Here is a 17,774-nt window from a genome sequence, read left to right as displayed (position 1 = left end):
AGGAAATATTATTCAAGGAAGTATGAAACTACATAAAGATTACCAATAATGAAAATAATAGGAGGTGTATGAAGTGGAAGGGGCAATTTTTTATTGGACCTGTTGGGCAGTTTGGATTTACCTTACCTTTATTTTAGAAAAACGAAATCCATATCGAATGAAATTGGCAGCAATTGTGTTAATTGTATTGATTTTATCTAATTTTCAATTTAAGGTCAGTGTATTTGAAATACAGGCAAGTGGATTATTTATTTTAGTCATTTCTTATTTTTTCATAAGCCAGGAAAAACGAACAGCAATCATTTATTATTTTATTTGTGCAGTTATTATTTCAATCGCCTATGTAACCTTCCATTTATTTGAAATTTTTGATCCTATTTGGATTATTTTTAAGAAGGAATGGATGATGGGGATAGTGTTGTGGTATTTAGCCATACTATTGCAAAAAACTTTAAAAGGGAGATTGCTGATCCTATTTGCTGGTGCCATGCAAGGAGAGATTTTATATGCCCTAATATTAAATAAATTTCAATTTCCCTATTTGATTGGGGCATACGCTTCCTTGGATGTTTGTTCATTAACTGCACTTTTGCTTGTAGGATGGAGTGCGTTAGAAAACGTAGGTACAGTAATGCAAAATCATTTTCATTTCTTTGAAAAAGGAAAGCAAAAATCATCGTAAACTACAGTTCTTATTCAGCTTATCATTGCGAGAAAGGATTAACATTGATAAGATAATATAGTTAGGCCCTTCTAGATGACAGAAGGGTTTCTTTACTTAATAAGAACTTAAGGGAATTATCCCGCAAGTACGGGATGCAAGCTCCCATGAAGGAAGTTTCACTCTATGCTAACATACTAAATTGTATTTAATTATAGAAAAGAAAGGATGGCGATTGTAATTGGTTAAACCTGTTATTGCCATTGTAGGACGGCCCAACGTAGGAAAATCAACTATTTTTAATCGAATTGTCGGTGAACGTATTTCCATTGTTGAGGACATTCCCGGAGTTACAAGAGATCGTATTTATAGTTCAGGTGAGTGGTTAACACATGACTTTAATGTCATTGATACAGGCGGAATTGATATTGGTGATGAACCTTTTTTAGAGCAAATCCGCCAGCAAGCGGAAGTTGCAATTGATGAAGCGGATGTAATTATCTTCTTAACAAATGGACGAGAAGGGGTAACAGCAGCTGATGAAGAAGTGGCTAAAATACTTTATAGGTCTAAAAAGCCTGTGGTATTAGCTGTTAACAAAATAGATAATCCTGAAATGCGTGATCAAATCTATGATTTCTATTCATTAGGATTCGGTGAGCCTATTCCCATTTCAGGGGCACATGGGCTAGGATTAGGTGACTTATTGGATGAAGCAGCCAAACATTTTCCTAAAACCAAACCAATTGAATATGGTGAAGATGTCGTTAAGTTCTCATTAATTGGGCGACCTAATGTTGGGAAATCCTCGTTAGTCAATGCTATATTAGGCGAAGAACGTGTAATCGTCAGTGATATTGCAGGTACAACACGTGATGCAGTCGATTCTCCTTATACATTTAATGGGGGAAAATATGTCATAATTGATACAGCAGGAATAAGGAAAAAGGGAAAAGTGTATGAGACTACGGAAAAATACAGTGTCCTCCGCGCCCTTAGAGCCATTGAACGTTCTGATGTTGTCCTTGTTGTCATTAATGCCGAAGAAGGAATTATTGAACAGGACAAAAAGATTGCCGGGTACGCACATGAAGCAGGCAGGGCGATTGTCATTGTTGTAAATAAGTGGGACGCAATCGAAAAAGATGAGAAAACCATGAAGGAACTTGAACATAAGATTAGGGAGCACTTCTTATTTCTTAGTTATGCACCTATTGTGTTTTTATCCGCGAAAACAAAAAAACGAATCCACACGCTTTTACCGATGATTAACACGGCTAGTGAAAACCACTCGTTGAGAGTTGAAACAAGCGTGCTTAATGATGTGATTATGGATGCGGTAGCAATGAACCCAACACCAACTGACAATGGTAGACGCTTAAAAATTTATTACACAACACAAGTGGCTGTTAAACCACCAACCTTTGTTGTGTTTGTTAATGAACCTGAATTAATGCACTTTTCCTATGAACGCTTCTTAGAGAACAGAATTAGAGATGCTTTTGGATTTGAAGGAACCCCTATCAAAATTTATGCAAGAGAAAGAAAATAAATATAAAGTAGGTGTGATATAAATTGAACCAAACTAAAACAGCAATAGCCGTGGTTGGAGCAGGTAGCTGGGGAACGGCATTGGCAATGGTACTTGCAGACAATGGACATGAGGTCCGTCTGTGGAGCCATAATGAAGAGCAAGTGAAAGAAATTAATGAAAAGCACACGAATAAGAAATATTTGCCTGAAATTATTCTTTCAGAGTTAATCGTTGCGTATGGTTCTTTAAGTGATACATTGGCGGGTATAGATACAATTATTTTGGCAGTTCCAACCAAGGCAATACGTGAGGTAATTGGAAAAATTCGAGCCGTACAAATAGCTCCGATCACGATAGCACATGTAAGTAAAGGGATTGAACCTGATTCTTTAATGCGTATCTCTGAAATCATCAAAGAAGAAATGCCGACTGAATTGTTAAAGGATGTCGTGGTTCTTTCTGGCCCTAGTCATGCAGAAGAAGTAAGCCTTCGGCACCCAACAACGGTAACTGTTACTTCTGAAAATATGGATGCTGCAGGAAAAATTCAGGATTTATTTATTAATAACAATTTTCGGGTTTATACGAATTCCGATATCATCGGAGTTGAAATTGGCGGTGCATTAAAGAATATTATTGCGCTTGCAGCGGGAATAACAGATGGGCTTGGCTATGGCGATAATGCAAAAGCAGCCTTAATGACGCGAGGTTTAGCCGAAATAGCCCGTCTAGGTACGAAAATGGGGGCTAACCCATTAACGTTTTCTGGCCTAGCTGGTATAGGTGATTTGATCGTTACTTGTACAAGCGTCCATTCAAGGAACTGGAGAGCAGGAAACCTATTAGGTAAAGGTAAAACCCTTGAAGAGGTTTTGGATAACATGGGGATGGTTGTAGAAGGTGTGAGAACCACCAAAGCAGCTTATCAATTAGCTAAAAAGTATGATGTAAAGATGCCGATAACCTTTGCGCTTTATGATGTTTTATTTAATGGGAAGAGCGCAATAGACGCCGTCGATGTTTTAATGGCGCGTGGAAAAACTCATGAAATGGAAGATTTAGTTAATGTTCTAGATGAACGAAATATTGAAGACTAAAAAATATCCAAAATGAAATCAAAATCAGGGATGGAGCCGTGTTGTTGCTCAAGAATATTTTTATCAGTAAATAGGCGTTCGGTGAGACCTATTGTGTTTAGATTGCATACAATGCAACGAAGCAACCTGGTAGTATGACACTGGAGTATGGGGTAATTAGTCTTTAAAGCTGAAGTAAAGAATTCGCCCCTCTTTACTTCAGTTTTTTTTTTGTGAAGCAGTTTAGTTTAAAATTTTTCTAGAAAAGTAAAAGCTTGTGATATAATTAATTTTCGAAAAAGGGGGAGTTTAGTTTGTCGCCAGCTATGTTTAAAATGTGGGTGTCGATTGCCGGCATGGGGTTTATGTTCCTTGCAATTATGACAATTTATTTTAGCAGATATAAGTTAAAAGGAATCTTCCGTATTATAACTGCAATTATCGCTTACTTATTGATGATTGTTTCAGGACTAACGCTACTAATTGTTTTCTTAACATAATGGGGTTAAATACATAAATAAAAAAGGTGATTGAATGAAATGGAATGTGCTCGCTAGTTTTCTGGCATTAACTGCTTTTTTACTTGCAGGATGCATGTATCCCGAAAAGGAATTAGCAAAGAATCAAGTCCCTTATCAAGATCAAATCCAAGCTGTTCAAACCGCTGTAGATTCTTTTAGAGAGGACAATGGCGGGATCCTTCCGATAAAAACAAAAGAAGCAGAAACACCCATTTATCAGAAGTATCCGATTGAATTTAAAAAAATTACACCGAAATATATGGCTGAACCCCCAGGAAATGCTTACGAAAATGGGGGTATCTTTCAATATGTGCTCGTCGATGTTGAGACCAAGCCTGCTGTAAAATTATTTGATTTAAGAATAACAGATGCGATTCGTGATATTAAATTACGAATAAAGACAAAAGGGTATCCCCCTTATAAAAAACAACTTGCTAAAAATGTTTTTTCACTTGATTTTAAACAACTAGGGTATGAAAAAGCCCCATATATAGTCAGTCCTTTTTCAAATCAAAATTTATCCTTTGTTATTACAGGCGGTGCAGAGGTATATGTTGATTATCGTCCAGACTTATATCAGAAACTTAAGGAGAAAAAGATTGAAATTAAGCCCGGCGAAGATATTCGTACCTATTTGGTTAATGAATCTATGTTTGTACCGGCCTACTCATTACCATATACCTGGGATCCTAAGACCAATGAACCAGTTTTTTTAGAAGAATAAATAGTCATAACCCTTATCCTAAGAAATATATTGTAGGAGAAGGGTTTTTTTTGCTATATCTATAAACGTTAAACATATATTGAAACCCTCCATAATACCGAATGTTCAGCCATTACAGATACAAGCGAACCTAGTGAATTTTTAATAAGGGGGTAAAAAACTTTAAGAAAAGTGTCATAACATTGTAGGACAACGTCATAAACATATATTGTCCAAAAATACCTAAAATGGATGTTTAATCCCACTTTACTCTATGATCGGGAGGGGATCACTTGGAAAAGGTTGATATTTTTAAAGATATTGCCGAAAGAACAGGCGGTGATATTTATTTAGGCGTAGTAGGAGCAGTTAGGACTGGGAAATCTACATTTATTAAAAAATTTATGGAGCTTGTGGTTTTACCGAATATAAACAGTGAAGCAGAGAGATCGCGGGCACTGGATGAACTTCCGCAAAGCGCAGCTGGAAAAACGATAATGACCACAGAACCGAAATTTGTGCCTAATCAAGCGGCAACGGTTCATGTCGATGACGGATTAAATGTCAATATTCGGCTAGTTGATTGTGTGGGTTACACAGTCCCTGGTGCTAAAGGATATGAAGATGAAAATGGGCCAAGAATGATTACGACCCCTTGGTATGAGGAGCCGATTCCTTTCCATGAAGCAGCGGAAATTGGCACAAGGAAAGTAATTCAGGAACATTCTACAATTGGCGTGGTAGTTACAACAGATGGAACAATCGGAGAGATTCCAAGAAGTAATTATATCGAGGCAGAAGAAAGAGTGATTAACGAACTAAAGGAAGTTGGCAAACCGTTTATCATGGTTGTAAACAGTGCCCAGCCTTACCATCCAAGCACTGAAACGCTGAGATCTAGTTTAGCAGAAAAATATGATATCCCAGTAATTGCGATGAGTGTTGAAAGTATGCGCGACAGTGATGTTTTGAATGTTCTGCGTGAAGCGCTATATGAATTCCCAGTTCTTGAAGTTAATGTGAATTTGCCAAGCTGGGTAATGGTTCTTAGAGAAAACCATTGGCTTCGTGAAAGCTACCAAGAAGCTGTCAAGGAAACTGTAAAAGATATCAAGAGATTAAGAGATGTTGATCGAGTTGTACAACATTTTAGCGAGTTTGAATTCATTGAAAGAGCAGGGTTAGCAGGAATTGAAATGGGTTCAGGCGTTGCTGAGATTGATTTAATTGCCCCGGATGAATTGTATGATGAAATTTTAAAAGAAATTGTTGGGGTAGAAATTCGTGGGAAAGATCATTTGCTCGAATTAATGCAGGATTTTGCCCATGCCAAAGCAGAGTATGATCACATTGCGGATGCCTTAAAAATGGTGAAACAAACAGGTTATGGAATTGCCTCTCCAACACTTTCTGATATGAGCCTAGAAGAGCCGGAAATTATTCGTCAAGGTGCCCGGTTTGGTGTAAGGCTGCGGGCCGTAGCGCCATCGATTCATATGATTAAAGTGGATGTTGAATCAGAATTCGCCCCAATTATTGGTACGGAAAAGCAAAGTGAGGAGCTTGTAAGGTACTTAATGCAGGATTTCGAGGATGATCCGTTATCAATTTGGAACTCTGATATCTTCGGGCGCTCATTAAGCTCTATCGTCCGCGAAGGAATCCAAGCAAAGCTTTCCTTAATGCCGGAAAATGCAAGATATAAACTGAAAGAAACGTTAGAGAGAATTATCAACGAAGGATCAGGCGGCTTAATTGCCATTATCCTTTAGCTATGGACTCCTAATCGGGGTCTTTTTTTTGTTGTTAATAGGAGTCATACCAATGGTTACTAAGCCCACGGATGTGAGAAAATACCAAAAAGGGTTAAATTAAGTAGAATTATGTTGAACAAAAGAAAAGATTACCATTATTTCATGAAATCTTCTTGATAAGCTGAATTGATTATGATAATCTTTTAACGTGATTACATTATAGCGTTTGAACCCTTATTTCATAAGGGTTTTTTCTAAAAAAATAGATTTGCGTTACCAATTTAGGTATTTATAGTTACTTTGGTAATAAAACCGCGCTATGACGTATAGAAATTAGAAAAATTGTTTAGACATGTAGATAAGTAATTTTATTTACGAATCTTGATAATTCTTTGGGAGGAGGTGAATGGCATGAACAAGACAGAACTTATTAATGCAGTTGCTGAAGCAAGCGAGCTTTCAAAAAAGGACGCTACTAAAGCAGTTGATGCTGTTTTTGATGCGATTTTAGATGCTTTGAAAAATGGTGATAAAGTACAACTAATCGGTTTTGGAAACTTTGAAGTACGTGAGCGCGCAGCTCGTAAAGGTCGTAATCCTCAAACAGGTGAGGAAATCGAAATCGCTGCTAGCAAAGTTCCAGCTTTTAAACCAGGTAAAGCGCTTAAAGATGCAGTAAAATAATTACATAAATTTATTGCTATAAGCGAATGCTTAAGCAAAAAGGTCATGGCTTTAGTCCATGGCCTTTTTTCTACTTTTTTGCTTGAACTAAAAAGATTGTGCTAATATGTATTTGTCATCTATTCTTGACAGAACATTAGGGGGAATCTAATTATGTCACAAGTGAATCGTGCCCAAATTGAAGAAGCGGTACGTTTAATATTAGAAGCAATCGGTGAAAACCCAAACCGTGAAGGCTTGCTTGATACACCGAAACGGGTAGCAAAAATGTATGAAGAAGTTTTTAGCGGATTAAACGAGGATCCGAAGAAGCATTTTGAAACAATATTTAGTGAAGATCATGAAGAATTAGTATTGGTTAAAGATATCCCGTTTTATTCCATGTGTGAACACCACCTCGTTCCTTTCTTTGGTAAAGCACATGTAGCTTATATTCCCAAAAATGGCAGGGTTACAGGCTTAAGCAAATTAGCACGAGCAGTAGAAGCAGTTGCAAAGAGACCACAACTCCAGGAACGGATTACATCAACGATTGCTGACAGTATGATGGAAAAGTTAGAGCCACACGGGGTGATGGTGGTGGTCGAGGCAGAACATATGTGTATGACCATGCGTGGAGTAAAAAAACCCGGCTCTAAAACCGTAACAACTGCTGTACGCGGCGTTCTTGCTGATGATGCTATTTCTCGATCAGAGGTACTTTCTTTAATAAAATATTAGCCCGATTTTTTTTAAAGCAACTGAGGTGATTAAATGGAAAAACGTAATACTGCAAATAGTGAATATATCGTAATAAAAGCAAATGATGATGGTGTCAGCGTGATCGGCTTAACTAGAGGATCGGATACAAAATTTCACCATTCGGAGAAGTTGGATAAAGGAGAAGTGCTTATAGCTCAATTTACTGAGCATACTTCAGCAATAAAAATCAGGGGAAACGCAAAAATTCTTACTCAACTTGGTGAAGTAGAAAGTGAATTGAAAAAATAAGTTTATAAGTTCCAATCACATTGTTTTCATCTTATTTCTTATGAGCATAAGTGATTATTTTGTGAATTTCTGCCTAAAGAAAACCTTTTATGATATAATGGTGTCTGCCTTGTTTTTAAAGAACGATTAGGATTTTTCTTTATTAAATGGGATGAATTTTACTATGCAAATAGGAAATAAGAATACATAAAGACATTACTTCGGGGAAGCAAGGGTGATTAAATTGCTGGACATTCGACAAAAATTCACAAATATTAGAGAGCAGGTCGAAAAAAGAGTTTGTGACCCATACTTGCTTAAATATATTGAAATTCCGATTATTGATGAAGATAAACTGCTTATTCTTGTTTCAATAATGGACCGCCTCGAATTGTCATACAGTGATATGCAGAACTACGCCTTATCAACGATGCTAATTCAAATCGCCCTTGATACCCATGAACATATATCAAATGAATCAGTAGAGGAAAAAAATCGACAATTAACTGTTCTAGCTGGTGATTATTTTAGTGGATTATATTATAAGCTTCTAGCAGATACGGAAGAAATAAAGATGATCAAGGCACTTTCTAGAGGTATTAAAGAAGTGAATGAAAACAAAATTTCTGTCTATCAAAAAGAAATTCAAGAGATTGAAGAACTTATGACAAGGTTTGGGCTCATTGAAAGTTCCTTACTTGCCCATCTGTCCGAATATTTCAAAGTAGATTTATGGAATGATTTTATAGGAAACCTGCTTTTATTTAAACGTTTACTCCATGAAAAGAGTCAATTTATTCAAACAGGCAGTTCAGTTTTATTCGAGGCCTTGAAATCAATTGTTTTCCCAATCAATAATAATAAAGTGATTGAGTTGTCAAAGGAACAGCAAAGTCACTTATTTCTGTGTTGCGACCAATATCTCGAGAGGTCAAAAAAGGTTATTGAAAAGGGGTTAGAGCAGTTGCCCTATTTGAATGAATTACTTGAAAGTAGGATCATCTCAATCTTAAGCCAATACCAGCCAAATGCAAAAACTTTTGTGGAAGAAGGGTAATAAAAACATGCAGGAATCGAAAGAACAGCGAGTACACAATGTGTTTGAAAAGATATCTGATAACTACGATAAAATGAATTCTGTTATCAGCTTTCAACAGCATATCAAGTGGCGAAAAGACACGATGAAAAAAATGAATGTACAGCCAGGTTCAAAAGCTCTCGATGTTTGCTGTGGTACTGCTGATTGGACAATCGCCTTAGCTGAGGCAGTCGGTCCAACAGGTGAAGTTACTGGGTTGGACTTTAGCCAAAATATGCTCAATGTGGGCATTGAAAAGGTTAAAGACCTAGGCTTAAACCAGGTTAAATTACTACATGGTAACGCCATGGAACTACCTTTCCCAGATAATAGTTTTGATTATGTCACAATTGGCTTTGGTTTAAGGAATGTCCCGGATTACCTTCAAGTATTAAAAGAAATGCACCGTGTAGTAAAGCCGGGTGGAATCGCAGTATGTTTAGAAACATCACAACCTACACTTATTGGCTATAAACAGCTCTATTATTTTTATTTTCGCTTTATTATGCCGATGTTTGGTAAATTGCTTGCAAAGAGCTATCGTGAATATGCTTGGCTTCATGAGTCCGCTCGTGACTTTCCGGGAATGAGGGAGTTAGCTAAGATGTTTGAGCAAGCCGGCTTCAAAGATGTGAAATACAGGCCATACAGCGGCGGTGCTGCAGCTGTTCATATTGGTAAAAAGAACTAATTAACGGAACTTGAAGACAGGATGAAAAGCTGGGTGAATTCAAATGAAATTAAAAATGATGTATTCATTTTTGAATTCGGATATTAACTTGATAGAAAAAAAGTTAGAAGAGACAATAAAGGCAGATTCTCTTCTCCTAAGGAAAGCTTCTATGCATACATTACAAGCCGGCGGAAAAAGAATTCGTCCTGTATTTGTTTTGCTTGCAGGTAAATTTGGTAATTATGATATACATGTGATGAAGAATGTAGCCGTTGCACTAGAATTAATTCATATGGCCTCACTTGTCCATGATGATGTGATAGACGATGCTGATCTTCGCCGTGGTCAGCCGACAGTGAAATCGAAATGGGATAACAAGATCGCTATGTACACCGGTGATTTTGTTTTTGCTCTCGCGATTGAATTGATGACTAATATCGGAAATCCTCTTGCCCATAAAATTTTAGCGAATACAATTGTTGAAGTTTCAGTAGGCGAAATCCAACAAATTAAAGATAAATACCGTTTTAATCAAAATCTTCGGGACTATCTCCGTAGAATTAAAAGAAAAACCGCCCTGTTAATTGCCGTTAGCTGCCAATTAGGAGCGATAGCTGCAGATGTTGAGGAGTCCATTCATAAAAAACTTTATCGTTTCGGTTATTACGTCGGCATGTCTTATCAAATTATTGATGATATTTTAGATTTTACTTCAACTGAGAAGGAACTAGGGAAGCCTGCCGGTGGAGATTTATTGCAGGGAAATGTAACTGCCCCAGCCCTTTATGCGATGGAAAATAATCAAATCCAGATAGAAATTGAAAAGGTCCATGAGAAAATGGAACCATCTGAAATAACAAAGATTATTTCATTAATTAAACAATCAGGAGCAATTGAAAAGTCATTCACACTGAGCGATCTTTATCTGCAAAAAGCTTTAGCAGAATTAAATGGGTTACCAGGGAATAAAGCAAAAAAGACGCTCAATGATATTGCAAAAGTAATTGGAAGAAGAAAATTCTAAACAACTTGTTAAATATTCGAAAAAATGATAATATTTTTCATGGATTGATTCTAAACAATCAATATACATAATTATTAATTTTTAGGAGTGGAATTCATGGAAAAAACATTTTTAATGGTAAAGCCAGATGGAGTACAGCGTAATCTTATTGGTGAAATTGTTTCACGTTTCGAAAGAAAGGGCTTTCAATTGGTTGGGGCAAAATTAATGAACATTCAAAGCGAACTTGCTGAGGAACATTATGGTGAGCACAAGGAACGTCCATTCTTCGGTGAATTAGTTGATTTCATCACTTCGGGTCCAGTTTTTGCAATGGTTTGGCAAGGTGAGAATGTCATCGCTACTGCCCGTCAAATGATGGGTGCTACCAATCCAAAGGATGCAGCTCCAGGTACTATTCGCGGTGATTTTGGATTAACTGTTGGTAAAAATGTTATTCACGGCTCCGATTCACCTGCAAGTGCAGAACGTGAAATTGGCTTATTTTTTAAAGATTCTGGTGTGGTTGAGTACAACAAATTAGTTAACGAATGGATTTATTGATCCTACTAAAGCGGGGCACTTGTATAGCAATTATACAAGTGCTTTTTTATATTGTTATCAAAAATATAACTCTATTTTCTGAATAGTTATACTATGTTTATTTTGTTCAATATGGTATATTGATAAAAAAATTCTTTAATGAGTTGAAGGGGGAAAGAGTATGGGAATGAGATACCTAACAGCAGGAGAATCCCATGGACCGCAATTAACAACAATAGTCGAAGGTCTCCCTGCTGGAATGCCATTATTATTAGAAGATATAAATAAAGAGTTATCCAGAAGACAAAAAGGTTATGGACGCGGAAGAAGAATGCAAATTGAAAAGGATACAGCCCAAATTGTTTCAGGGGTACGGCACGGTTACACACTTGGCTCTCCAATTGCGTTAGTCGTACATAATAATGACTGGAAGCACTGGACCAATATTATGGGAGCAGAGCCCCTAGAGGAAGGCCAGGAGGATGAAGTTAAACGTAAAGTAACTCGTGCTCGTCCAGGTCATGCTGATTTAAATGGAGCAATTAAATATGGGCACAGGGATATGAGAAATGTCCTTGAACGCTCTTCAGCCCGCGAAACAACTGTAAGAGTCGCTGCGGGTGCTATTGCCAAGCAGCTTTTATCATTAGTAGGCGTTGAACTAGTTGCCCATGTAGTTGAAATAGGCGGAATAAAAGCGAATGTCGATCCCTCCATGTCTTTTGAGGCATTAAAAGACATGACAGAGAATTCGCCTGTTCGATGTGCTGACCCAACCGTGGAAGAGGATATGAAGGCTGCCATTGATGAAGCGAAGAAAAATGGGGATTCGATTGGCGGTGTTGTGGAAGTGATTGCCAAAGGTATGCCTGTTGGTGTTGGTAGTTACGTTCACTATGATCGTAAGCTGGATGGAAAATTAGCAGCCGCTATAATGAGCATAAATGCGTTTAAAGGGGTAGAAATCGGCATTGGATTTGAAGCTGCAAGGAAGCCAGGAAGCGAAGTTCATGATGAGATAGCCTGGGATCAAGAAAAAGGTTACTATCGCAAGAGCAATCGACTTGGTGGCTTTGAAGGCGGTATGACGACAGGTATGCCTATTGTTATCAGAGGTGTGATGAAACCAATCCCAACCTTATATAAACCTTTAATGAGCGTAGATATTGAGACAAAAGAGCCTTTTGCTGCGAGCGTTGAACGCTCAGACAGTTGTGCTGTCCCTGCTGCTGCGGTGGTTGCCGAGCATGCTGTTGCTTGGGAACTAGCAAATGCTTTGATTGAACAATTTTACAGCGACCGTTTTGAAGCTTTTGCTGATGAAATAAAAAGGCAAAGAGAATATGCGAGGGAGTTTTAATGGAAACCATTCACATCCAAACAGAGTCAAAAAACTATAATGTCTTTGTGGGGGAGGGTGTACGTAAAGAACTGGGCACTTTTTTGGTCAATCATTTTTCGGGTCTAACCAGAATATTAATTATCACAGATGAAACAGTTGCTAAACTACATTTGGAAAAATTGTTGATTGAACTTAAATCGTTTGACCCCGTAATTTTTACTGCCCCTAGTGGCGAAAAAGCAAAAACCTTTGAGGTTTATTATGCTGCTCTTTCAACTGCGCTTGAAAACCGACTGGATCGGAAATCTGTCATTCTCTCTTTTGGCGGTGGTGCAGTTGGGGATTTGTCCGGATTTGTCGCTGCCTCCTTCATGAGAGGGATACCATTTATTCAAGTCCCAACGACCATATTAGCTCATGATAGTGCAGTTGGCGGAAAGGTAGCGATTAATCATCCGCTCGGGAAAAATATGATCGGAGCTTTCCATCAGCCAGAGGCTGTTTTTTATGACTTAGAATTCTTAAAAACACTTCCCGCACATGAAATTCGTTCGGGATTTGCTGAGGTTATTAAACATGCACTTATTGATGATTCTAATTTTTTTGATTGGCTGAAAGACAATGTGGAAGACCTTCAGACCTTACCAATGGAGCTGCTATCTGTGTCCTTAATAAAAGGGATAAAGGTCAAGGGGAAAATTGTTGGTCAGGATGAAAAAGAGACCGGGATTCGAGCTTACTTGAACTTAGGACATACGTTAGGGCATGCCATTGAATCAGAAATGGGTTATGGAAACTTTACTCATGGTGAAGCAGTTATGATTGGCATGATTTTTGCTTTAAAAGTTAGTAAACAATTACTTGGCCTTTCTTTCAATATAGAAGAATTTATCGATTGGATCGAAGGACTTGGGTATGAATCGAAAATACCTGACAATCTAGCTTATGAAAAGTTAATCAATAAAATGAAGCAGGATAAAAAATCTGTTCGATACTCGATTCGATTCGTATTACTAGAACAATTAGGGCAACCAATTCTAAAGGAAGTATCGGAACCAGTTTTATTAGATCAGTTAAATAGTTTTTAAAAGGGGGGCTTATTCTTGATTAGAGGGATGAGGGGAGCAATCACAGTTAATCAGAACACCGAGGAAGAAATTGTCACTGCCACAGAAGAACTGCTGAAAAAAATAATCGAAGAAAATCAGATTCATCCTGATTTAGTTGCCTCTGTTTTCATTTCGACAACCGAGGACATTAATGCAGTATTCCCAGCAAGGGCATTGCGTAAATTTGAGGGTTGGACCTACGTACCAGTTATGTGTATGCAGGAAATGCCTGTTCCTAATTCTTTAACCATGTGTGTTAGAATCATGATGCATGTAAATACTACAAAGTCTCAAGATGAAATTATCCATGTATATTTAAAAGGGGCTAAGGTCCTTAGACCTGACCTAAACAATAGTTTAACGTAATGTGAGAATCTTTTTGAATGAATGTTAGTCCAAGATTACAAGAAATGGAGAGAATGAGCATGAGATGGAAAGAGCAGTTATTAACGCTGACTCCTTATCAACCAGGGAAATCAATAGAGGCAGTAAAGAAGCAATATAACCTTGACCAAATTGTAAAACTGGCATCAAATGAAAATCCTTTTGGATGTTCAGAACAGGTGATGACTGCACTTCAATCGAATCAAACAAGTTTGGCTATTTATCCAGATGGGTATGCCACTACTTTAAGAGAGACACTTGCCTCATTTTTACAGGTTGACGAGGAAGAACTAATTTTTGGAAATGGTTCAGATAATCTGATCCAAATTATTTCAAGGGCACTCTTACATCCAAATGCTAGTACAGTTATGGCAACTCCTTCCTTTTCACAGTATAAGCATAATGCTGTGATTGAAGGGGCAATTATAAAGGAAGTCCCGTTAATAAATGGAGATCATAATTTAGAAGCAATGTTAGCAGCTATTGATGAACAAACCAATGTTATTTGGCTCTGCAGCCCTAATAACCCTACAGGTACATATATACCAGAAAGTAAATTAATAGCGTTTCTAGATAAAGTCCCATCAGATATTCTCGTTGTTTTGGATGAAGCCTACTATGAATATGTAGTCGCTGATGATTATTATGATTCCGTTAAACTAGCTTCAAAATATGAAAATTTAATTGTCTTAAGAACTTTTTCTAAAATTTATGGTTTGGCTGCCTTAAGAATCGGATATGGAGTTGCCAATCGTTCTATTATTAAAGCGCTGGAGCCTGCGAGGGAACCGTTTAATGTTAACTCATTAGGTCAATTAGCAGCGTCTGCCGCAATAAAGGATCAGAATTTTATCAATATCTGCAAAGAAAAAAATAGGCACGGTCTTGAACAGTTTTATGAATTTTGTCGCCAATATCAACTCGATTTTTATCCAACTCAAACAAATTTTATCTTAATTGATTGTAAAATTGATGGGAATCAGGTTTTCCAATCTTTATTGGAGAGAGGATATATCGTTCGCTCCGGAAAAGCGCTTGGTTTTCCTACAGCTGTAAGGATTACCGTAGGCTCCTTTGAACAAAATGAAGGTGTCCTAAAAGCTTTAGGAGAATTTTTAGCACAAAAATAAAACAGAATGGTGCTTTGTTGTTTAGGGGGAGTTTTCAATGAAAGGCCGAGTTTTTGTAATTGGCTTAGGTTTAATCGGCGGTTCTCTTGCCCTTTGTATTAAAAAGGAACATGAGGATGCTACTATTATTGGATTTGATATTAATAGTGAACAAGCAAGGCTTGCAAAGATGCTTGGAGTCATAGATGAAATAGCAGAAAATATCTACAATGGTGCAATGGATGCTGATTTAATCATTATTTCTGCACCTGTGAATGAAACAGAGGAAATTATTCAGTTCCTTGCCACACTCCCTCTCAATCCAGAGGTAATCGTGACAGATACAGGCAGCACAAAAAGCAAAATTGTTGGAAGTGCAAAAGTCCTTGAGAATCGGGGCATTACCTTTATTGGTGGGCACCCAATGGCTGGTTCACATAAAAGCGGTGTATCAGCAGCCAAGGAAATATTATTTGAAAATGCATTTTACCTGTTAACACCGCAAGAACAAATAGAAAATACAAAGGTAGAATTATTAATAACATGGTTAAAGGGGACCCATGCCAAGTTTTTAACGATTACACCTAAAAATCATGACTATCTCACAGGGATTGTCAGCCACTTTCCTCATATCATTGCGGCTTCTATAGTTCGCCAAACTGAAAAACTAGCAGAAGAAGAAAGCCTTATTCCACGTTTAGCAGCAGGCGGGTTTAGGGATATTACTAGGATTGCATCAAGCAGTCCTGTTATGTGGAAGGATATTCTCTTGCATAACCGTGAAATATTAATTGAATTACTAGATCAATGGCAAGAAGAAATGAATAAAGTTAAAACGATGCTTGAAAATGAAAATAGTTCTGCGATTTACAACTATTTTCAGCAGGCAAAACAATACCGTGATGGCTTACCAATGAAAGAAAAAGGTGCGATTCCGGCATTTTATGATTTATTTGTCGATATACCAGATTACCCGGGTGTGATTTCGGAAATTACCGGCTATTTAGCGAAGGAAGCCATTAGTATCACAAATATTCGGATTCTAGAAACACGCGAAGATATTATTGGAGTCTTAGTTATTAGTTTTCAAACAGAAGAGGATCGACAAAAAGCTGAACGATGTATTGGCACTTATTCCAATTATGCAACATCTATTGGTTCCTAAAATGATATGAATAAAAGGTGATTTTTAATGACGTCTTTAAATCTTAAAACTAACATAAAAGGTCTAAATGGTAAGATTACAATACCAGGGGATAAATCGATTTCGCATCGATCGGTTATGTTTGGTTCAATCGCCCACGGTGAAACCAAGGTAACTAATTTCTTGCCTGGAGAGGATTGCTTAAGTACGATTTCATGCTTTCGAAAACTTGGTGTTACGATTGACGAAACTGATAATCAACTTCGCATAATCGGAAAAGGATTTGATGGATTAACAGAACCAACTGAAGTATTAGATGTTGGTAATTCAGGAACAACGATCCGTTTATTAATGGGGATACTAGCCGGAAGACCTTTTTTCTCATCACTTGTCGGCGATGAGTCAATCGGAAAAAGGCCAATGACTAGGGTAACGAACCCTTTAACTGAAATGGGTGCACGAATAGATGGGCGGAAAAATGGTTCCTTCACGCCTATTTCCCTCCGTGGTGGTGGCTTACAACCTATTAACTACCGCCTGCCAGTTGCTAGTGCGCAAGTAAAATCCGCTATTATCCTAGCGGGATTGCAAGCAGAAGGACAAAGTACGATTATCGAGCCAGAAGAAACCCGTGACCATACGGAAAGAATGATAATAAGATTTGGTGGGGAAATCCATAAGGATAACCAAAAGATTATTGTAAAGGGCGGTCAAAAACTAACGGGCACAACGATTCAGGTTCCCGGGGACATTTCATCTGCAGCGTTCTTCCTGGTAGCCGGAGCAATTATCCCAGAAAGTGAAATTGTCCTGAAGGATGTCGGGTTAAATCCTACAAGAACGGGAATTATCGAAGTCATGAAAAAGATGGGTGCAAGCTTAGAAATTGTTCAAAACGATAAAGAATCATTTGAACCATCTGGTGACCTAATCATCAAAACTTCAAAACTTAAAGGAACAATTATTGAAGGCGATTTAATTCCAAAATTAATTGATGAAATCCCGATTATTGCTCTATTAGCAACCCAAGCTGAAGGTACAACCATAATTAAAGATGCTGAAGAATTAAAAGTTAAGGAAACCAATCGTATCGATACAGTTGTTCAAGAACTAAAAGAATTAGGTGCAAAAATCGAAGCAACTGAAGATGGAATGATCATATATGGAAAATCTGTTTTAAACGGGGGAACTGTTTCAAGTCATGGCGATCACCGAATTGGAATGATGCTGGCCATTGCCGCGCTCCTATGTGAAAAAGAAGCCAAACTAGAAAATCCCGAAGCAATTTCCGTTTCCTACCCTAACTTCTTTGAACATCTAAACAGCCTCATAAAGTAAAGCTGCTTTTTAATGCAGCTTTTTTTTTATATTTATAGGGCTGTGTTAAAGGGATTATTGTTGATTTAAAGCCAACGTTGATTGGTGCGGAAGGAGCGAAGACTCCTGCGGGAGTACGGGGCAGGGGAGACCCCGCAGGCGCTTTAGCG

19 protein-coding genes are annotated in these 17,774 nt (G+C 37.7%); all 19 read left to right on the top strand.

Annotation, left to right across the window (positions count from 1 at the left end; all coding sequences use genetic code 11):
* Window positions 1-73 precede the first annotated feature (73 nt).
* The 19 genes from BDR01S_RS18780 to aroA all read left to right on the top strand — a co-directional run bounded on the left by BDR01S_RS18780 (window position 74) and on the right by aroA (window position 17,625).
* Window positions 74-682: a YphA family membrane protein gene (locus BDR01S_RS18780; RefSeq protein ID WP_066257235.1), complete on the top strand. Its 609-nt coding sequence runs from the start codon at window positions 74-76 to the stop codon at window positions 680-682.
* 220 nt (window positions 683-902) lie between these two features.
* Window positions 903-2,213, top strand: coding sequence for a ribosome biogenesis GTPase Der (gene der, locus BDR01S_RS18775; protein ID WP_066257232.1), 1,311 nt, complete (start codon window positions 903-905; stop codon window positions 2,211-2,213).
* A gap of 86 nt (window positions 2,214-2,299) precedes the next feature.
* Window positions 2,300-3,292: an NAD(P)H-dependent glycerol-3-phosphate dehydrogenase gene (locus BDR01S_RS18770; protein ID WP_235846614.1), complete on the top strand. Its 993-nt coding sequence runs from the start codon at window positions 2,300-2,302 to the stop codon at window positions 3,290-3,292.
* Window positions 3,293-3,585: 293 nt separating this feature from the next.
* Window positions 3,586-3,771, top strand: a complete 186-nt coding sequence (locus BDR01S_RS18765) for a DUF2768 domain-containing protein (protein WP_066257226.1) — start codon at window positions 3,586-3,588, stop codon at window positions 3,769-3,771.
* A 34-nt stretch (window positions 3,772-3,805) separates the two neighbouring features.
* On the top strand, window positions 3,806-4,516 hold the full coding sequence (locus tag BDR01S_RS18760) for a YphF family lipoprotein (protein ID WP_066257224.1): 711 nt from the start codon (window positions 3,806-3,808) through the stop codon (window positions 4,514-4,516).
* Window positions 4,517-4,788: 272 nt separating this feature from the next.
* On the top strand, window positions 4,789-6,267 hold the full coding sequence (spoIVA, locus tag BDR01S_RS18755; RefSeq protein ID WP_066257216.1) for a stage IV sporulation protein A: 1,479 nt from the start codon (window positions 4,789-4,791) through the stop codon (window positions 6,265-6,267).
* Between the two features lie 393 nt (window positions 6,268-6,660).
* Window positions 6,661-6,933, top strand: a complete 273-nt coding sequence (gene hbs / locus BDR01S_RS18750) for a non-specific DNA-binding protein Hbs (RefSeq protein WP_024030636.1) — start codon at window positions 6,661-6,663, stop codon at window positions 6,931-6,933.
* 153 nt (window positions 6,934-7,086) lie between these two features.
* Entirely contained in the window at window positions 7,087-7,653 is a 567-nt protein-coding gene (folE, locus tag BDR01S_RS18745; protein ID WP_066257211.1) for a GTP cyclohydrolase I FolE, read from the top strand.
* A gap of 33 nt (window positions 7,654-7,686) precedes the next feature.
* Entirely contained in the window at window positions 7,687-7,923 is a 237-nt protein-coding gene (mtrB, locus tag BDR01S_RS18740) for a trp RNA-binding attenuation protein MtrB (protein ID WP_066257208.1), read from the top strand.
* Between the two features lie 214 nt (window positions 7,924-8,137).
* On the top strand, window positions 8,138-8,959 hold the full coding sequence (locus BDR01S_RS18735) for a heptaprenyl diphosphate synthase component 1 (protein ID WP_066257205.1): 822 nt from the start codon (window positions 8,138-8,140) through the stop codon (window positions 8,957-8,959).
* Between the two features lie 7 nt (window positions 8,960-8,966).
* Entirely contained in the window at window positions 8,967-9,671 is a 705-nt protein-coding gene (locus BDR01S_RS18730; protein ID WP_066257202.1) for a demethylmenaquinone methyltransferase, read from the top strand.
* A gap of 43 nt (window positions 9,672-9,714) precedes the next feature.
* Window positions 9,715-10,677, top strand: a complete 963-nt coding sequence (hepT, locus tag BDR01S_RS18725; protein ID WP_066257199.1) for a heptaprenyl diphosphate synthase component II — start codon at window positions 9,715-9,717, stop codon at window positions 10,675-10,677.
* 96 nt (window positions 10,678-10,773) lie between these two features.
* Window positions 10,774-11,220, top strand: coding sequence for a nucleoside-diphosphate kinase (gene ndk, locus BDR01S_RS18720; protein WP_066257196.1), 447 nt, complete (start codon window positions 10,774-10,776; stop codon window positions 11,218-11,220).
* 166 nt (window positions 11,221-11,386) lie between these two features.
* Window positions 11,387-12,559: a chorismate synthase gene (aroC, locus tag BDR01S_RS18715; RefSeq protein ID WP_066260234.1), complete on the top strand. Its 1,173-nt coding sequence runs from the start codon at window positions 11,387-11,389 to the stop codon at window positions 12,557-12,559.
* Window positions 12,559-13,629 (top strand): 3-dehydroquinate synthase, encoded by a 1,071-nt coding sequence (gene aroB / locus BDR01S_RS18710; RefSeq protein WP_066257194.1) that lies wholly within the window; start codon window positions 12,559-12,561, stop codon window positions 13,627-13,629. The genes aroC and aroB overlap by 1 nt, the downstream gene beginning before the upstream one ends.
* A 15-nt stretch (window positions 13,630-13,644) precedes the next feature.
* A complete protein-coding gene (aroH, locus tag BDR01S_RS18705; protein WP_066257192.1) occupies window positions 13,645-14,016 on the top strand; it encodes a chorismate mutase in 372 nt (123 codons plus the stop codon).
* A gap of 59 nt (window positions 14,017-14,075) precedes the next feature.
* Window positions 14,076-15,164, top strand: a complete 1,089-nt coding sequence (gene hisC / locus BDR01S_RS18700) for a histidinol-phosphate transaminase (RefSeq protein WP_066257190.1) — start codon at window positions 14,076-14,078, stop codon at window positions 15,162-15,164.
* A gap of 37 nt (window positions 15,165-15,201) precedes the next feature.
* Window positions 15,202-16,308 carry a prephenate dehydrogenase gene (locus BDR01S_RS18695; RefSeq protein ID WP_066257187.1) on the top strand — a complete coding sequence of 369 codons (1,107 nt, stop codon included), beginning with the start codon at window positions 15,202-15,204 and terminating at the stop codon, window positions 16,306-16,308.
* A gap of 27 nt (window positions 16,309-16,335) precedes the next feature.
* The gene (gene aroA / locus BDR01S_RS18690) at window positions 16,336-17,625 is read left to right on the top strand and encodes a 3-phosphoshikimate 1-carboxyvinyltransferase (RefSeq protein WP_066257185.1); all 1,290 of its coding nucleotides are present in this window, start codon (window positions 16,336-16,338) and stop codon (window positions 17,623-17,625) included.
* Window positions 17,626-17,774: the final 149 nt, after the last annotated feature.

The organism is Neobacillus drentensis NBRC 102427 (assembly GCF_001591445.1).
Lineage (GTDB): Bacteria > Bacillota > Bacilli > Bacillales > Cytobacillaceae > Neobacillus > Neobacillus drentensis.
This window is presented reverse-complemented; position numbering and strand designations above follow the sequence as displayed.

Excerpts from the sequence above, each read along its gene's own strand:
- folE (WP_066257211.1), top strand. The coding sequence starts at position 7,087 with ATGTCACAAGTGAATCGTGCCCAAATTGAAGAAGCGGTACGTTTAATA.
- BDR01S_RS18760 (WP_066257224.1), top strand. The coding sequence starts at position 3,806 with ATGAAATGGAATGTGCTCGCTAGTTTTCTGGCATTAACTGCTTTTTTA.
- aroA (WP_066257185.1), top strand. The coding sequence starts at position 16,336 with ATGACGTCTTTAAATCTTAAAACTAACATAAAAGGTCTAAATGGTAAG.
- hepT (WP_066257199.1), top strand. The coding sequence starts at position 9,715 with ATGAAATTAAAAATGATGTATTCATTTTTGAATTCGGATATTAACTTG.
- hbs (WP_024030636.1), top strand. The coding sequence starts at position 6,661 with ATGAACAAGACAGAACTTATTAATGCAGTTGCTGAAGCAAGCGAGCTT.
- aroC (WP_066260234.1), top strand. The coding sequence starts at position 11,387 with ATGAGATACCTAACAGCAGGAGAATCCCATGGACCGCAATTAACAACA.
- BDR01S_RS18695 (WP_066257187.1), top strand. The coding sequence starts at position 15,202 with ATGAAAGGCCGAGTTTTTGTAATTGGCTTAGGTTTAATCGGCGGTTCT.
- aroB (WP_066257194.1), top strand. The coding sequence starts at position 12,559 with ATGGAAACCATTCACATCCAAACAGAGTCAAAAAACTATAATGTCTTT.
- mtrB (WP_066257208.1), top strand. The coding sequence starts at position 7,687 with ATGGAAAAACGTAATACTGCAAATAGTGAATATATCGTAATAAAAGCA.
- BDR01S_RS18730 (WP_066257202.1), top strand. The coding sequence starts at position 8,967 with ATGCAGGAATCGAAAGAACAGCGAGTACACAATGTGTTTGAAAAGATA.
- ndk (WP_066257196.1), top strand. The coding sequence starts at position 10,774 with ATGGAAAAAACATTTTTAATGGTAAAGCCAGATGGAGTACAGCGTAAT.
- BDR01S_RS18770 (WP_235846614.1), top strand. The coding sequence starts at position 2,300 with ATGGTACTTGCAGACAATGGACATGAGGTCCGTCTGTGGAGCCATAAT.
- hisC (WP_066257190.1), top strand. The coding sequence starts at position 14,076 with ATGAGATGGAAAGAGCAGTTATTAACGCTGACTCCTTATCAACCAGGG.